Below are 15,157 nucleotides of genomic sequence, written 5' to 3' on the forward strand. Positions count from 1 at the left end.
AGTGCACGGCAAGTTTGTTTTTCTGCTTCACCCTCTTGACATGGAGCATGTTTATAGAGAGAAACCTTGGGCCAAGTGGTTGCCCAGGCGTGTTGTTGAGTTTTATATGACAAAGAAGAAACCATTTATTGCGTCTCACATTACCGGCATTAAATCAAAAACTGGTGATACCGCAGAGGGATGGTTTATTATTATTCCTATGACACCTGACCTCATGTTGAAACATGATGACATAGCCACCCAGCGTATTATAGAGGCTGGCCATATTGGTGAAAAGCTTGGGGCTACCATTATGGGACTAGGGGCCTTTACTGCTATTGTAGGAGGAGCTGGGGTTAAGGCTGCAGAGGCTCTTGATGGTATAGGAGTAACTACAGGTAACTCCTACACGGCTTATACGGCCCATGAGGCCCTTCTTATGGGGGCAAGGGAGATTGGCCTTAATCCGGAAGATCCCAATCTTACACTAGCTGTTGTAGGAGGAACAGGTTCTATAGGCAGAATTGTTGCTAAACTACTTGCTCCCAAAGTGAATGGAAAGATGGTTATTGTTGGTAGAAATAAAGAAAAGGCAGAGAAGGTGGCGTCAGAGCTTAGGCCACTAACAAACGCAGAGGTCTTGTCATCTGACGATGTAAAGGGTATAATGCGACAAGCGGATATGGCGGTGACAGTATCATCGGCTGTAGATGCTATAATAGGGGCTGATGATGTGAAAAGTGGTGCGGTTATAGTGGATGTGTCCCGTCCAAGAGATGTGGCAGAGGCTGTGAAAGACAGGGATGATGTCCTTGTTATTGATGGTGGTGTAGTTAAAATACCGGGAGATGTGGAATTTAACTTTGATTTTGGCTTTCCACCCGGTACAGCCTTTGCATGTATGGCAGAAACAATGATGTTAGCCCTAGAGGGCTGGTCAGGTGACTTTTCTCTGACAAAGGAGCTTAAGGAGGATCAGGTTCTTCAGACAGGTCAGTGGGCAAAAAAGCATGGGTTTGAGCTTATATGGATGCGTTCGTTTGATTTGCCGGTAAGTGAGGAAAAGATAAAACATATGAGAGAAATTATCTCAAGGAGGGTGAACAGTTATGGTTAACGACAAGGTTCTTCTAACCGAAGAAGGTTACAAAAAACTGGTGGAGGAACTGAAATATCTTAAAGAGGTCAAGAAAAAGGAAGTTGCAGAGCGTATTGCAGAGGCAAGGAGTATGGGCGACCTTAGTGAAAATTCCGAATATCATGCAGCTAAAGAAGAAATGGCACATGTGGAGGATCGTATTCGTACTCTTGAGAATTTACTTGACAATGCAGAAATTATAGATACAAGCAGCCTTGACCTTGATAAGGTCGTTGTAGGTGTTACGGTTACATTAAAGGATCTTAACAGGGGTAAGGTAAAGAAATACACTCTTGTTGGCAATCACGAAGAGGTAGATATATATTCTGGTAAAATTTCTACAGATAGCTCATTGGGTAAGGCTATTCTAGGTAAATCTGTGGGTGATATTGTTGAGTTTGTGTCTCCTTCAGGTAAACTCATGAGGTATGAGATTATGGAAATATCTCTTGGGTAGAGGGTGAGAGATGTGAAGGAAAGAGATGTCAGATATGAAAAGCTTGAAAGACTTGAAAGAGATAGAGGAATAGATGTTTTTGGTCACAGGCTTGATAAGGTTGTGCCTATCGCCGAGATAAGGGAGCTGGAGGATGGCACAGAGGTTGAAGCTGTAGGTAGACTTCACGCCAAGCGCGCCCATGGAAAGCTGACTTTTGGTGATATTAGAGATTGGTCTGGCCGTATACAGATAGCACTTGAGAAGCCTGTGCTTGGTAGCGAATCTTATAATCTGTTTAGAAAGTATGCTGATATTGGTGATACCATTTGGGTGAAAGGTGAGCTGTTCCATACACAGAGGGGAGAGCTCACTATTGCTGTTAAAGAGTGGAAATGGATGACAAAGAGCCTTCGTCCTCTACCAGAAAAGTGGCATGGTCTGAGAGATGTTGAGCTGCGTAGTCGCCACAGGTATCTTGACCTGATTATGAATCCAGATTCTATGAAAACTTTTATGCTTCGCTCTAAGATTATTACGGCTATTCGCAAGTTCCTTTATGATAGAGGATTCATTGAGGTTGAAACACCTGTGCTTCAGCCCATTTATGGTGGTGCATCGGCGAGACCATTTATTACCCATCACAATGCCCTTGATATTGATCTGTATCTGAGGATTGCTCCAGAGCTATACCTCAAGAGGCTTATTGTTGGAGGTTTTCCCAAGGTATTTGAGATGGGTAAAAACTTCCGCAACGAGGGTATTGATTCTATGCACAATCCAGAGTTTTCTATGATGGAGCTGTATCAAGCATATGCCGATTATACGGATATTATGAACTTGGTGGAGGATTTATTTGTGTATCTTGTGGAAACCCTCAATATTCCCCAGCCCATAAACTGGCTTGGCAAAGAGGTATATGTGAAGAAACCATTCCCACGGATACCATATAAGGAGGCTTTTGCCCACTTTACCGATGGCAAAATTACATGGGATATGATTGATACAGAGGAGAAGGCAAAGAAGGTGTTTGAAGACCTTGGTCTTGAGATGAAGAAACCACCTGTCTGGATTAACTATGTCCAGGAAATATTCGATTCTGTTGTGCAACCCAAGATAGTTAATCCGACGTTTATCATAGATTATCCCCTTGAGATAAGTCCTCTTGCCAAGAAGAAAAAAGATGATCCAAACTTTGTTGAGCGTTTTGAACTTTTTGTTGCTGGAGTTGAGCTTGCCAATGCCTTTTCTGAGCTGCAGGATCCAAGGGATCAGCTTGAGAGGTTTAAGAAACAGGTGGAGGCCAGGAGACAAGGTGACGATGAGGCCATGGCAGAGATTGACGAAGACTATATTATTGCGCTTGAGTATGGACTACCACCTACAGGTGGGTTGGGTATAGGTATTGACAGGCTTGTTATGTTCCTAACAGGCAAAGATTCTATCAGAGATGTTATTCTTTTCCCACTGCTGAGACCTAAGAAGATATCTGATACTGATTTGGGAGAAGAAGAGGAAGGGTAGAATACATTTAATATTATTCGTGGTGATAAGTTGAGGGGCTCATTGGCCCCTCTTTTTTATTTGTATTTATAATCTGGTATTATTAACTTGTAGCCCCAAATACAGTGTAGGAGGTGGTTTCATTGAAAGATGGCAAAAAGGTTGTTATTACCTATGGAACATTTGACCTTTTCCATATTGGTCACCTTAGACTTCTTCAGAGGGCTAAGCAATATGGTGATTTTCTTATAGTAGCCGTATCTACAGATGAATTTAATGCCATTAAAGGTAAGCATGCCATTATTCCATTTGAGCATCGTGCTGAGATTGTGAAAAATATTAAAGGCGTTGACATGGTTATTCCCGAAACCTCTTGGGACCAAAAAGTAGAAGATGTGAAAAAGTATGGGGTAGATGTGCTTGTCATGGGAGAAGATTGGAAGGGTAAGTTTGACTATCTCAAAGAATATGGTGTGGAGGTTGTATATTTGCCTCGTACGAAAGGCATATCTACAACAAAGATTAAGAAGGTGCTTGGAGCTGCATCGTCTATACCTCTGAAGAAACTTGATGAGGCATTGGCTGTACTTTCTGAAATAGACTTTGAGACTCTGAAAAAGGCATTTGATATTTTGGCTGAGCTGAAGAAAGAATTTGGAGAGTGATGCCTATGTCTTATAAGGTATCACTGATATATCACAATGTCAGTGGTTCTAATACTGTTGCATTATATAAGCAGATGCCTGCTGAGTTTCGTGATATTTTTGATGTTTTTATACGCTTTTTTCCTCTAAAATACGGTTGGGGACATAGAAGGTGGGATTTTTGGCTACTTAAAGAAGGTCCTGATGATATATTCCGTATATATGAGTCCGATTTTTTACTCGGTACACATGGTACATGGCGTGCTAGAGAAGGACAAGTTTCCATCGAAATGTGGCATGGTTTTCCTCTAAAGGGTATGGTTGCCATGGATTATGGTGAAAAGAAGGAAGATAGAAAACTTCTTCTATCACGGTGGGCAGACGAGGTTGATATTCTGCTTTCCTATTCTCGTACCTATTCTTCTCTTATGGCCGCGTGTATGCATAAAGAAGCCGAAAGCTTTATTATTACGGGAATGCCCCGGAATGATTTTCTATTTGATGATGCCTCTCTCTCCAAACTTCAACTTATATTTCCTGAGATTCCTGTAGAAAAACCTATACTCTTCTATATGCCAACATTTAGACTCGGACGAGAAGATAAGATAGAGGGTGATGTTGATAGGGGACTGGACTTTGATAGGCTGGAAGACTTCCTTGAAAGAAATGATCTGATACTTGTTGTTAAGTTTCACCCGTTTGAGGAGGAAATTGTCTCTAAAATGTACGACTTCTCATCTTATGAGCATATCTTTGTGCTGAGAGATGAACATCTTATAGGTAGTGATATGGACTTTTACGGGATTTTAGGTGCTGCATCCCTACTTATTACCGACTATTCTTCTGTCTATTTTGACTACCTTCTTCTTGATAGACCTATTGTTTTTTATCCTCCTGATATTAATATTTACATGAAACGTAGAGGATTTTTGCTTGATCCTTATGATGTGTGGGCACCTGGTCCTAAGGCTTATACCCAAGACGAGTTGGAGAGCACTATTGTAAGAATCCTTGAAGATCCTAACTGGTATCGCAGGGAGAGGCAGTTTATCAGAGATATTGTTCATCACTATAAGGATGGAATGTCATCACAAAGAGTATGGAAACTTCTTCAGCTTATAGGAGAAAAAGGCTTTCATTATGTAATAGAAAAGGCTGTGCAACATGCTTCAGTATTATTTGATGAGGAAGGTAGACTTCTGATATAATCCCTCTTGAGTGGTGCACCTGTAGCTCAACAGGTTAGAGCGCAGGCCTCCGGAGCCTGAGGTTGGGGGTTCGACTCCCCCCAGGTGCACCAAATGTTAAATTCTATAAGCGTAAATATGCAGTGTTTTTTGCATAAAATGATGCATGTCTCCCTTTTACTGTCTCCCTATTTTAACCTCTGGACTTATATTAAATAGTGGGAGGTTATTAATCCTCCAATAAATCCCTTAGGGAGGTGTGCGGGTTATGAAGAAGTTCACTGTGATGGTGCTGGTTCTTTCATTGGTCATGTCGGTATTGGTATTCGTATCAGCACCGTCGAGTACTTATGCAGCAGACAAAAAGATGATCGAACTGTTTATTGGTAAGAAAAATGTTCTTATCAATGGAAAGTCTGGTACACAGATGGATGTGGCTCCAGTTATTACCAACAATAGAACGTTTGTTCCTTTGAGATTTGTATCGGAAGTTCTTGGTGCCAAGGTTGACTGGGATGCCAAGGAGCAGAAAGTCATTATTACAATGCCCGGTAAAACAATAGAACTATGGCCTGTTACTGCCAAGAGCAAAGGAAAAAATACTATTCGTATTAATGGTAAAGACAAAAAGATGGATGTCAAACCATATGTCGATAAGAAGGCCGGTAGAACACTTGTGCCTGTAAGGTTTGTATCGGAGGCATTGGGATTTGCTGTCAGATGGGATCCTCAGGCTTATCGTGTTATCATCGCAAATTTTGACTTGTCTATAAAGGCTAATACAGATGTATCAGGTGAAATTGTTATATGGCATGGATGGGGTACTGATTCTACCGAAGCTGAAATTCTTGACGAGATTATAGATAGGTTCCAAGAGATGTATCCATATGTTACTGTTGATCAGGTGTCTGTTCCATTCAATGATTTAAAGAATAAACTGACTATGGCTATTCCTCAGGGGCAAGGTCCAGATCTATTTATTGGACCTCATGACTGGGTTGGTGAACTGGCCGATTACTACAAGGTTATTGAGCCTATTGATAAGTATATAGATCCTTTGAAGCTCAGGGCTTATTTTGTTCCTGTTACTTTGCAGGCAGATACATATAAAGGGCATCTTTGGGCTCTTCCTGAATCTTTCGAATCTGTAGCACTTATCGTTAATAAAGACCTTATAAACAAGGTGCCTACAACAAGAGAGGAACTGCTGAATGCTAAGTCTCTTGTCAAGGATGGGGTGCAACCACTGGTATTTCCTGTAACAACATTCTACTTCTATGCTCCTTTCCACTTCGGATTTGGTGGCGGTATATTTGCGTATAAAAATGGAAAGCTAACTGTTGATCCTATTAAAAATGAAGGAGCTATTCAGGCTATGAATTATTTACTACAGCTGAAGAAAAATGGAGTATTACCGCAGGATCCACCAGATTATAGTATGATGATGGATAGCTTTACCAAGGGTAAGGCTGCTATGATTATCAATGGACCATGGGCATGGGGTGATATCAAGAAGAAGGTGCCGTCTGCTTCTATTGAGCTGATTCCCGGTGGAAAGCCGTTTGTAGGTGTAAAGAATATTTATATGTCTTCAGAGAGTCAGAACAAAGAGGCCGCTCTTGAGTTTATGAAATTCTTTACAGGTCTTGTGACAGATGAAGATGGCTATAATGCTCCATACCGCCTTGCCAAAGAGGTAGGACATATTCCCGCTCTGGTTGATCTTTATATGAAATCTGATATTAGAAATGATGAGGTTATCAAAGGTTTCTCTGCACAAGCAGCGCTCGGTATACCAATGCCCAATATTCCGGAGATGGGTTCTGTATGGGGTGAGATGGATAGTGCACTTCAACTGGTGTATACGGGACAGCAGACACCTAAGCAAGCTCTTGAATCTGCCTATGAGAAGATTATGGCAAAGATTAATAAGTAAGGCAGAAAGGGGTGGCATGTGCCACCCCTTTATTTTTGAGGGGGAATAGTGATGGCGAAAAAAGATTATAAAACAGCGTACTTTTTCGTGTCACCAGGAATGCTTCTTATATTCTTTTTGAGTTTCCTTCCGCTGGTCTTTTCTCTTGTCATAGCTTTTACCAATCTTGAAAAACAGGTAATAGGTGATTTCGTTAGAGAAGGTTTTAAGGTGATAAGGTTTGTTGGTTTTGACAATTTTCGTTGGATTATAAAGAACGACGGAGTTATTCTCTTTAAAACTCTTCAGTGGAATATCGTGTGGACTTTTATCAATGTTTTTTTCCATGTTTCATTGGGTATTACTCTCGCTATTATGCTTAATAACAAATGGATGTCGACGGTAGAAAAAACCATATGGCGGTTTATTCTCATTTTGCCGTGGGCTATTCCCGCATTTGTTACTATCTTGGTATGGAGAGCTATGTTTTATGAAAATGGCTTCATTAATGCCATGCTTACCTACATTGGTATTCATCCTATCCCGTGGATGACTAGTCCCTTCTGGGCTCGTATTGCCGTTCTTATTATTAATATATGGCTTGGTGTACCTTTTATGATGATTATTGCACTTGGGGCTCTGCAATCTATTCCTGCAGAACTTTACGAAGCTGCCTCCGTTGATGGTGCTACTCCATGGCAAAAGATAAGGTATATTACCGTTCCCCTTGTGCTTAGGGTTATGATGCCTTCTATTTTATTAGGTATCATATGGACTTTTAATAAGTTTGATGTCATATGGCTCTTTAACAAGGGAGGACCTGTTGTAAGTGTAACTGTTGGAGGTAAAGTATACAGTTATGGTGCTACCAACTTGCTTATCACATACATGTACAACTACTTCTACAACCAACATGCATGGAATATCGCAGCAGCTTTGGGATATGTTGTATTCTTTGTGCTTCTGGCACTATCCCTTATTAATATGAAGCTTCAGAAATGGGCAGAGGAGTGATAGCTATGGAAAAAACAAGCTTTATGAAAAGACTTATTACTAGACTTGTTTTACTACTCTTCGTCTTGGCTATACTGCTGCCTGTTTCATGGGTAGTGCTGATGTCTTTTCAGCCCACCAATGATGTAGTGGTTCCTTCACTGAAGAATCTTACGCTGAAAAACTATGATGAGATTATATTGGGTAAACCTTTGAAGAGACCTCGTGAGATAAAAAAGACAGTTACTATAACCCTGTCAGATGGAACGGTAACAACAACAAGAAAGGTTGTTAAAGTCATTACCCGAAAACCCAGTACATTTATGAGGGCTTTTTGGACATCTGTGAAAATAGCCACACTAACGGTTATTATTACACTTTTTGTGGCGTCTATGACAGCATATGGCTTTTCGCGATATGAGTTTCCCGGTAAATTTCTTTTTTACTTCTACTATATGGTCTCTCAGATGTTTCCCGCTATGGTGGGCATGATAGCCCTGTATGTGGTATTTGTAAAATTAGGACTGACATCAGCCAAGCCTTTCCTTGGTATGCCTAAGGTTCATTGGGCTCTTGTTATAGCTTATACAGGTTTTAACCTGCCATTTGCTGTCTGGAATCTTAGGGCATTCATGGATGCTATTCCTAGGGAACTTGATGAGGCCGCTATGGTAGATGGTGCCAGTCCATGGACCATTTACTGGAAAATCATTGTTCCCCTGTCATTACCGGGTCTTGCCGTTACAGGACTGTTTGCGTTTATGGGGGCATGGCTTGAATATGTTATGGCTCTTATTCTTATATCCAGTAACACACTGGCTACATTGCCACTGTGGATGTATAACCTTCTGTATGTAGGGTCTTACGGACTTAACATTACGAAGTTTGCAGCGGCCTCTGTGCTTGTAGCAGTTCCTGTAACGGTAGTGTTTCTTGCATTCCAGAAGTATTTACTTTCGGGTCTCCTGAAGGGATCCGTTAAAGGATAAAAGGAGGTGTACCCCTTTATGAGGAAATTTACCGTATGGGTGGTATCTCTGGCACTGATTTTTAGTGCGTTGATTTTACCCCCACTAACATTTGCTGCCTCTGATGCACTGGTTGTTGGTGATAAAGCATATCCAGTGTATCAAAGAGGTGTGTACTATTCTGCATGGGCAGAGGTAGAAGGTTCTGTGCATGTAAAGATATCTGCCGGTGGTGTTTCTGAAGAAAAAGACATTACGGCAGATGGAAAGAAACTCCTTGTTGTTTATCGTAAGGTAGATGAGGGAAATTGGCAGTATAAACTCTTGCCTGCCGGTCCTGATAAGAATATTCCAAGAGATACGACATTTATCGTCAAAAGGGATCCTGCTGGGGCAATTGTGCCTGGCACAAAGGTAACTTTTTATGTATATACAACAAGACGAGAGATTGCCACACTTCAGATGAAGATGGTGAAGTATGGCTGGAAAGCTGAAGACGCTCCAGCTTCTCCATCTGAAAAAGAAGAAAAAACCTATACGCTTAATAAAGTTGGGCAAACAGATGATGGCCTTCTTGATGTGTGGACACTACAGATACCATTTGCTGATGTAGGTCTTTATGAATATTACTTCTACGGATACGATGGCACTTTCAAACGCATGTTTAAAGGTGATTACAGGGTTACTGTTTATAAACCTGATTTTTCTGTTCCACAGTGGATTAAGGGAGCTGTTGTGTATCAGATATTCCCAGATAGATTTAGAAATGGCGATACATCTAACGATCCTGCTGAGGGTAAAACATTTACTTTCCACGACTATTATTTGAATGTTGATGAAAAGGAGCCGGGTGATTTCTTGGGCGTTCCTAAGTATACGGTACCTTGGGATGCCCCTGTTATGGCTTGGGATACTATTGGGGGACAGTGTCGCTATGTGGATACAACAAGATATTATGGTGGTGACCTTAAGGGTATTATAGAGAGTCTTGATTATCTGAAGTCTCTTGGTGTAGATGTGCTTTATATTAACCCTATCTTCCCTGCACCATCTACCCATAGATATGACCCAACATCCTATCATGCTGTAGATCCTATACTTGGTGATTTGGATACATTCAAGACTTTAGTTTCAGAAGCCAAGAAGAGGGGTATGAAGATTATCCTTGATGTGACACCAGATCATTCTTCTGACAGGTCTCTTTACTTTGATTCTCAGGGTGAGTTTTCTACTGTTGGTGCCCATGAATCTCAGGATTCTCCATACTACAGTTGGTATAAGTTTATAGAGTGGCCCGATAAGTATCAGGGATGGGCAGGGCTTGGCTGGATGCCCACAATCAATGTGCTTGATAAAGGTTTCCAGAAATTCTTCCTTACAGATGATAATTCTGTTGTAAAGTTCTGGAACGGTGCTGGAGCAATGGGATGGCGTGTTGATGTGGCTATGATTATACCCACAGGTTTCTTGAAGGAGTATAGAGAGGCTATAAAAGCTATTAATCCTGATGCCGTTTTGGTTGCAGAGGTGTGGAACAAGCCTAAGGAGGTTATTCCTATGCTTCTTGGCGATCAGATGGATACGGTTATGAATTACCGTTTTGCCGCAGCCACTGTTGTGGACTGGGACAACGACCATGAGGGTACAAAGCCATCGGCCCAGGGCTTTTTCCTTAATAAGAATATGTCTTCTACAGAGTTTTGGCAGAAGATAGATGCCATTTACAATGATTATCCATCTGCAGTACATGATGCACTGTGGAATCTTGTTGATAGCCATGATATGGCAAGACCTCTGTACTTCCTTAAAGATAAAAACGCACTTAAAGCACTGTCTGCGCTTCAGATTATGTTTAAGGGAGCTCCGACGATCTTTTATGGTGATGAGGCAGGAGCTACCAACGCCGGTGAGAAAGGTTGTAAGGATGATAGGCCTCTTGCCAATGATCCATTTATGAGAGTGCCTTATCCATGGGGACATGAGGATAAAGATCTTATCGCATGGTATAGCTCTCTGAATGCGCTTAGACATCAGTATGATGCCGTCAAAGAGGGTAAGATGGTGCACTTTAGCGCAAATAATGACCGTATTCTTGCCTTTGCAAGAATAGGCGATGGCAAAGAGGTGTTTGTGTTTATCAATCCAGATGGTGAAGAGAGAGCAGATGTTGTTGCTGATGCCTTAGGCTATGTAAAAGATGGCACATATGCTCCAGCTATTGGATCAGGTGACATGACAGTAGAAAATGGCAAGATATCTCTTGGCACAATGAAGCCTTATGAGGTTCGTGTATACACCATGGACTATGCACCATCTTATAATGATGTTTCATACAATGTATCATTTGCAGATGGTAAGATTGCTATCACACCAGATGACACGCCTATTGTCAAGGTTACCGACAATACCATAGGTCAGACATATACACTGGTAACTGATAAGACATTCTATCCTCGCGGTGGTCATACATACACGGTAACTGTTTACAAGCAGGATAAAGGTCTCATTACCGGTAAGTATCAGGTGACATTGCAAGGTGAGGGAGAAGATGCTGTGGATCCTATATACAAGAGTAAAACGGGATCTACATCTGAAGGACCTGTTCTTAACATGTCCATATCTGATCCAGAAGGAGACGACTATGGGCCAGGAACGTACACCTATCCGACGAATGCGGTATTCAAGCCCGGAGACTTCGACTTACTGAAGTTTGAGGCAAGAAGTGAAGGAGACACATACATATTCAGATGGCAGCTAAGGAATGTAGACAATCCATGGAATGGAGCATGGGGAATAAGCAAGCAAACACTAATGGTATTCATAGACAACAAAGATGGAGGAACAGATGAAGGACTGGAAGGCATGAATGCGATGTTCACAAATGACTTCAAATGGGATAAAGGAATAAGATTAGAAGGCTGGGAAAGCAAGCTATACACAGTAGATGGAGGAGAGATAGCAGGGACAGACCTGAAAGAGGTAGGAGCGACGAGCACAGTAACATATGGAGAAGATGGGTGGGTAGAGCTGAGGATACCGAAGGAAGCGATAGGAGAGATAGGGAAAGGGTCGAAGATAGTAGCGATGGTACTTGGACAAGATGGATACGGGCCGGGACGGATAAGGCAGGTCAAGGCGAAGGCAGAGGAATGGGCCTTTGGAGGCGGCAGTGATGGAAATGAAGATCCGAACATAATAGACCTGATAGTACCGGAAGGATACAAGCAGGAAGAGGTGCTAGACTGGACGAAGCAAAGTCCTGTGAGGGTACCTGGAATACTGGTTGATCCATATATCCAGATGCCACAGAAAGAGACCATTAATATGGTTATCAATGATCCAGAAGGAGACGACTATGGACCAGGCACATACACATATCCACTTGCATCTGTTTTCAAGCCGGGTGATTTTGATCTTCTTCAGTTTGCACTGACAAGCACAACCGATGGTTACGAAATGAAGTGGGTACTGAAGAATCTTGACAACTGTTGGGGTTCTCCTAATGGTCTTAGCAAGCAAACCCTCATTGTGTTTATTGACAACCAGGAAGGTGGCACGGATGAGGGGCTTGAAGGTCTGAACGCCATGACAGCCGGTGACTTTAAGTGGGATTATGCCCTTCAGATAGAAGGTTGGGTTTCTAAGCTCTATAAAGTTGATGGAGGAGAGATTGTTGGCGAAGATATAAATGACTATGGCATAACTGTAAAAGCTATAGAAGGTGCCCCTGGTACTGTGTATGTTTATGTCCCTGAAGAGGCTATTGGTAAACTTGGTAAGGATTCCAAGATTATTGCCATGGTTGTTGGACAAGATGGATATGGACCAGGTCGTATAAGACAGGTTAATGCCAAAGCAGAGGAATGGCGTTTCGGAGGCGGTAGCGACGGCAATGAAGATCCTAATATCATAGATATGATAGTGCCAGAAGGTTATAAGCAAGAGGAAGTACTCGACTGGCATAAGCAGAGCCCCGTGAGACTACCCGGTATACTCCTTGATCCGTATATCCAGATACCTGCTCAGGCAGTTCTTAACATGTCCATATCTGATCCAGAAGGAGACGACTATGGGCCAGGAACGTACACCTATCCGACGAATGCGGTATTCAAGCCCGGAGACTTCGACTTACTGAAGTTTGAGGCAAGAAGTGAAGGAGACACATACATATTCAGATGGCAGCTAAGGAATGTAGACAATCCATGGAATGGAGCATGGGGAATAAGCAAGCAAACACTAATGGTATTCATAGACAACAAAGATGGAGGAACAGATGAAGGACTGGAAGGCATGAATGCGATGTTCACAAATGACTTCAAATGGGATAAAGGAATAAGATTAGAAGGCTGGGAAAGCAAGCTATACACAGTAGATGGAGGAGAGATAGCAGGGACAGATCTGAAAGAGGTAGGAGCGACGAGCACAGTAACATATGGAGAAGATGGGTGGGTAGAGCTGAGGATACCGAAGGAAGCGATAGGAGAGATAGGGAAAGGGTCGAAGATAGTAGCGATGGTACTTGGACAAGATGGATACGGGCCGGGACGGATAAGGCAGGTCAAGGCGAAGGCAGAGGAATGGGCCTTTGGAGGCGGCAGTGATGGAAATGAAGATCCGAACATAATAGACCTGATAGTACCGGAAGGATACAAGCAGGAAGAGGTGCTAGACTGGACGAAGCAAAGTCCTGTGAGGGTACCTGGAATACTGGTTGATCCGTATATCCAGATACCTGCTCAGGCAGTTCTTAACGTGTCCATATCTGATCCAGAAGGAGACGACTATGGGCCAGGAACGTACACCTATCCGACGAATGCGGTATTCAAGCCCGGAGACTTCGACTTACTGAAGTTTGAGGCAAGAAGTGAAGGAGACACATACATATTCAGATGGCAGCTAAGGAATGTAGACAATCCATGGAATGGAGCATGGGGAATAAGCAAGCAAACACTAATGGTATTCATAGACAACAAAGATGGAGGAACAGATGAAGGACTGGAAGGCATGAATGCGATGTTCACAAATGACTTCAAATGGGATAAAGGAATAAGATTAGAAGGCTGGGAAAGCAAGCTATACACAGTAGATGGAGGAGAGATAGCAGGGACAGATCTGAAAGAGGTAGGAGCGACGAGCACAGTAACATATGGAGAAGATGGGTGGGTAGAGCTGAGGATACCGAAGGAAGCGATAGGAGAGATAGGGAAAGGGTCGAAGATAGTAGCGATGGTACTTGGACAAGATGGATACGGGCCGGGACGGATAAGGCAGGTCAAGGCGAAGGCAGAGGAATGGGCCTTTGGAGGCGGCAGTGATGGAAATGAAGATCCGAACATAATAGACCTGATAGTACCGGAAGGATACAAGCAGGAAGAGGTGCTAGACTGGACGAAGCAAAGTCCTGTGAGGGTACCTGGAATACTGGTTGATCCATATATCCAGGGTGGTACAGAAGAGATTTCTATGACGATCGTAAAACCATCCGATGGTGCTGTTATTGGTAGTAAACAGATAGATCTTGTAGCTATGGTTAAGGGGACAGACAAAGCTTATGTTTACCTCGGTGGTGAACAGATAGCTACTGTAGATGTTACTGATGGAAAGATTGAATACCAGATTACCGTCCCAGGTGAGGGTACTTATGAAATAGGTGTGGGAACAAAGGATAAAATACTATCTTCTGTAAAGGTTACTATTGATCTGCATGTTTCTGGTCTTGAAATTACATCTCCAACATCCAAGATTGTTCCCAGTAGAAAGGTTTATATTGAAGGTATTACGGAACCTGACTCTGTTGTGATTATTAAGCAGATGAAAGGCATTAAAGAGGGAACAACCTCTCAGGTTAAGGCTGATAAAGATGGGCACTTTAAGTCTGCTCTCTTTAGGATGTTCCACGGTGTGAATGTGTTTAAGATACAGGTTATCGACCCTGCAGGTAACAAACTTGTAAAGCACTATGTATATGTGTATCCAAGTGCACTAAAGATTGTCATGAAGATAGATGATCCTGTTGCCATTGTAGGTAGAGTGAAAGTAAAGCTTGATGTACCTCCTACTATCATCAATGATAGGACAATGGTTCCTGTTAGGTTTATTGCAGAATCACTTTCTGCTATTGTAGATTATGATGAAGCAACACAGCATATTACCATTCAGCTGGGCGATGATACCATTCAGATGTTTGTTGGACAGAAGACATATTATGTCAATGGCAAAGTTTATGAGATGGATGTTGCACCTGTTATCAGAAATGAACGTACTCTTGTTCCTATAAGATTTGTTTCTGAGGCTTTAGGAGCCACTGTTGCTTGGGATGGTACTACTCGCACTGTAACGGTTGTGTATCCCGGAGAGTAGAAGTTGCAAAGTTAATATTAGTACCGGTAAGGGG

General features: G+C 42.3%; 9 protein-coding genes and 1 tRNA gene. All 10 read left to right on the forward strand.

Going from position 1 to position 15,157, the window contains the following annotated elements; translation table 11 throughout:
• Nucleotide 1: 1 nt before the first annotated feature.
• The 10 genes from GM182_RS01360 to GM182_RS01405 all read left to right on the forward strand — a co-directional run bounded on the left by GM182_RS01360 (nt 2) and on the right by GM182_RS01405 (nt 15,123).
• Nucleotides 2-1,096: a shikimate dehydrogenase gene (locus tag GM182_RS01360; protein ID WP_449186810.1), complete on the forward strand. Its 1,095-nt coding sequence runs from the start codon at nt 2-4 to the stop codon at nt 1,094-1,096.
• Nucleotides 1,089-1,574, forward strand: a complete 486-nt coding sequence (greA, locus tag GM182_RS01365; RefSeq protein WP_449186811.1) for a transcription elongation factor GreA — start codon at nt 1,089-1,091, stop codon at nt 1,572-1,574. Before GM182_RS01360 ends, greA begins: the two co-directional genes overlap by 8 nt.
• Nucleotides 1,575-1,586: 12 nt before the next feature.
• Nucleotides 1,587-3,077, forward strand: coding sequence for a lysine--tRNA ligase (gene lysS / locus GM182_RS01370; RefSeq protein ID WP_449186812.1), 1,491 nt, complete (start codon nt 1,587-1,589; stop codon nt 3,075-3,077).
• Between the two features lie 122 nt (nt 3,078-3,199).
• Nucleotides 3,200-3,721, forward strand: coding sequence for a glycerol-3-phosphate cytidylyltransferase (tagD, locus tag GM182_RS01375; protein WP_449186813.1), 522 nt, complete (start codon nt 3,200-3,202; stop codon nt 3,719-3,721).
• A 5-nt stretch (nt 3,722-3,726) separates the two neighbouring features.
• Entirely contained in the window at nt 3,727-4,908 is a 1,182-nt protein-coding gene (locus GM182_RS01380; protein ID WP_449186814.1) for a CDP-glycerol glycerophosphotransferase family protein, read from the forward strand.
• A gap of 15 nt (nt 4,909-4,923) precedes the next feature.
• Nucleotides 4,924-5,000: transfer RNA gene (locus GM182_RS01385), tRNA-Arg, on the forward strand.
• Nucleotides 5,001-5,155: 155 nt separating this feature from the next.
• Nucleotides 5,156-6,823, forward strand: a complete 1,668-nt coding sequence (locus GM182_RS01390; RefSeq protein ID WP_449186815.1) for an extracellular solute-binding protein — start codon at nt 5,156-5,158, stop codon at nt 6,821-6,823.
• Nucleotides 6,824-6,874: 51 nt separating this feature from the next.
• Nucleotides 6,875-7,816 (forward strand): carbohydrate ABC transporter permease, encoded by a 942-nt coding sequence (locus tag GM182_RS01395; RefSeq protein ID WP_449186816.1) that lies wholly within the window; start codon nt 6,875-6,877, stop codon nt 7,814-7,816.
• A gap of 5 nt (nt 7,817-7,821) precedes the next feature.
• A complete protein-coding gene (locus tag GM182_RS01400) occupies nt 7,822-8,784 on the forward strand; it encodes an ABC transporter permease subunit (RefSeq protein ID WP_449186817.1) in 963 nt (320 codons plus the stop codon).
• A gap of 18 nt (nt 8,785-8,802) precedes the next feature.
• Complete coding sequence (locus GM182_RS01405) at nt 8,803-15,123, forward strand: glucodextranase DOMON-like domain-containing protein (RefSeq protein ID WP_449186818.1); 6,321 nt, start codon at nt 8,803-8,805, stop codon at nt 15,121-15,123.
• Nucleotides 15,124-15,157: the final 34 nt, after the last annotated feature.

Origin of the sequence: Zhurongbacter thermophilus, from assembly GCF_026184435.1 — a bacterium.
In the GTDB taxonomy this organism is placed as follows: domain Bacteria; phylum Coprothermobacterota; class Coprothermobacteria; order Coprothermobacterales; family JAADFF01; genus JAADFF01.

Bases quoted from the DNA above. Each gene is read 5' to 3' on its own strand.
- greA (WP_449186811.1), top strand. From the start codon at position 1,089: ATGGTTAACGACAAGGTTCTTCTAACCGAAGAAGGTTACAAAAAACTG.
- GM182_RS01380 (WP_449186814.1), top strand. From the start codon at position 3,727: ATGTCTTATAAGGTATCACTGATATATCACAATGTCAGTGGTTCTAAT.
- GM182_RS01390 (WP_449186815.1), top strand. From the start codon at position 5,156: ATGAAGAAGTTCACTGTGATGGTGCTGGTTCTTTCATTGGTCATGTCG.
- GM182_RS01395 (WP_449186816.1), top strand. From the start codon at position 6,875: ATGGCGAAAAAAGATTATAAAACAGCGTACTTTTTCGTGTCACCAGGA.
- GM182_RS01400 (WP_449186817.1), top strand. From the start codon at position 7,822: ATGGAAAAAACAAGCTTTATGAAAAGACTTATTACTAGACTTGTTTTA.
- GM182_RS01405 (WP_449186818.1), top strand. From the start codon at position 8,803: ATGAGGAAATTTACCGTATGGGTGGTATCTCTGGCACTGATTTTTAGT.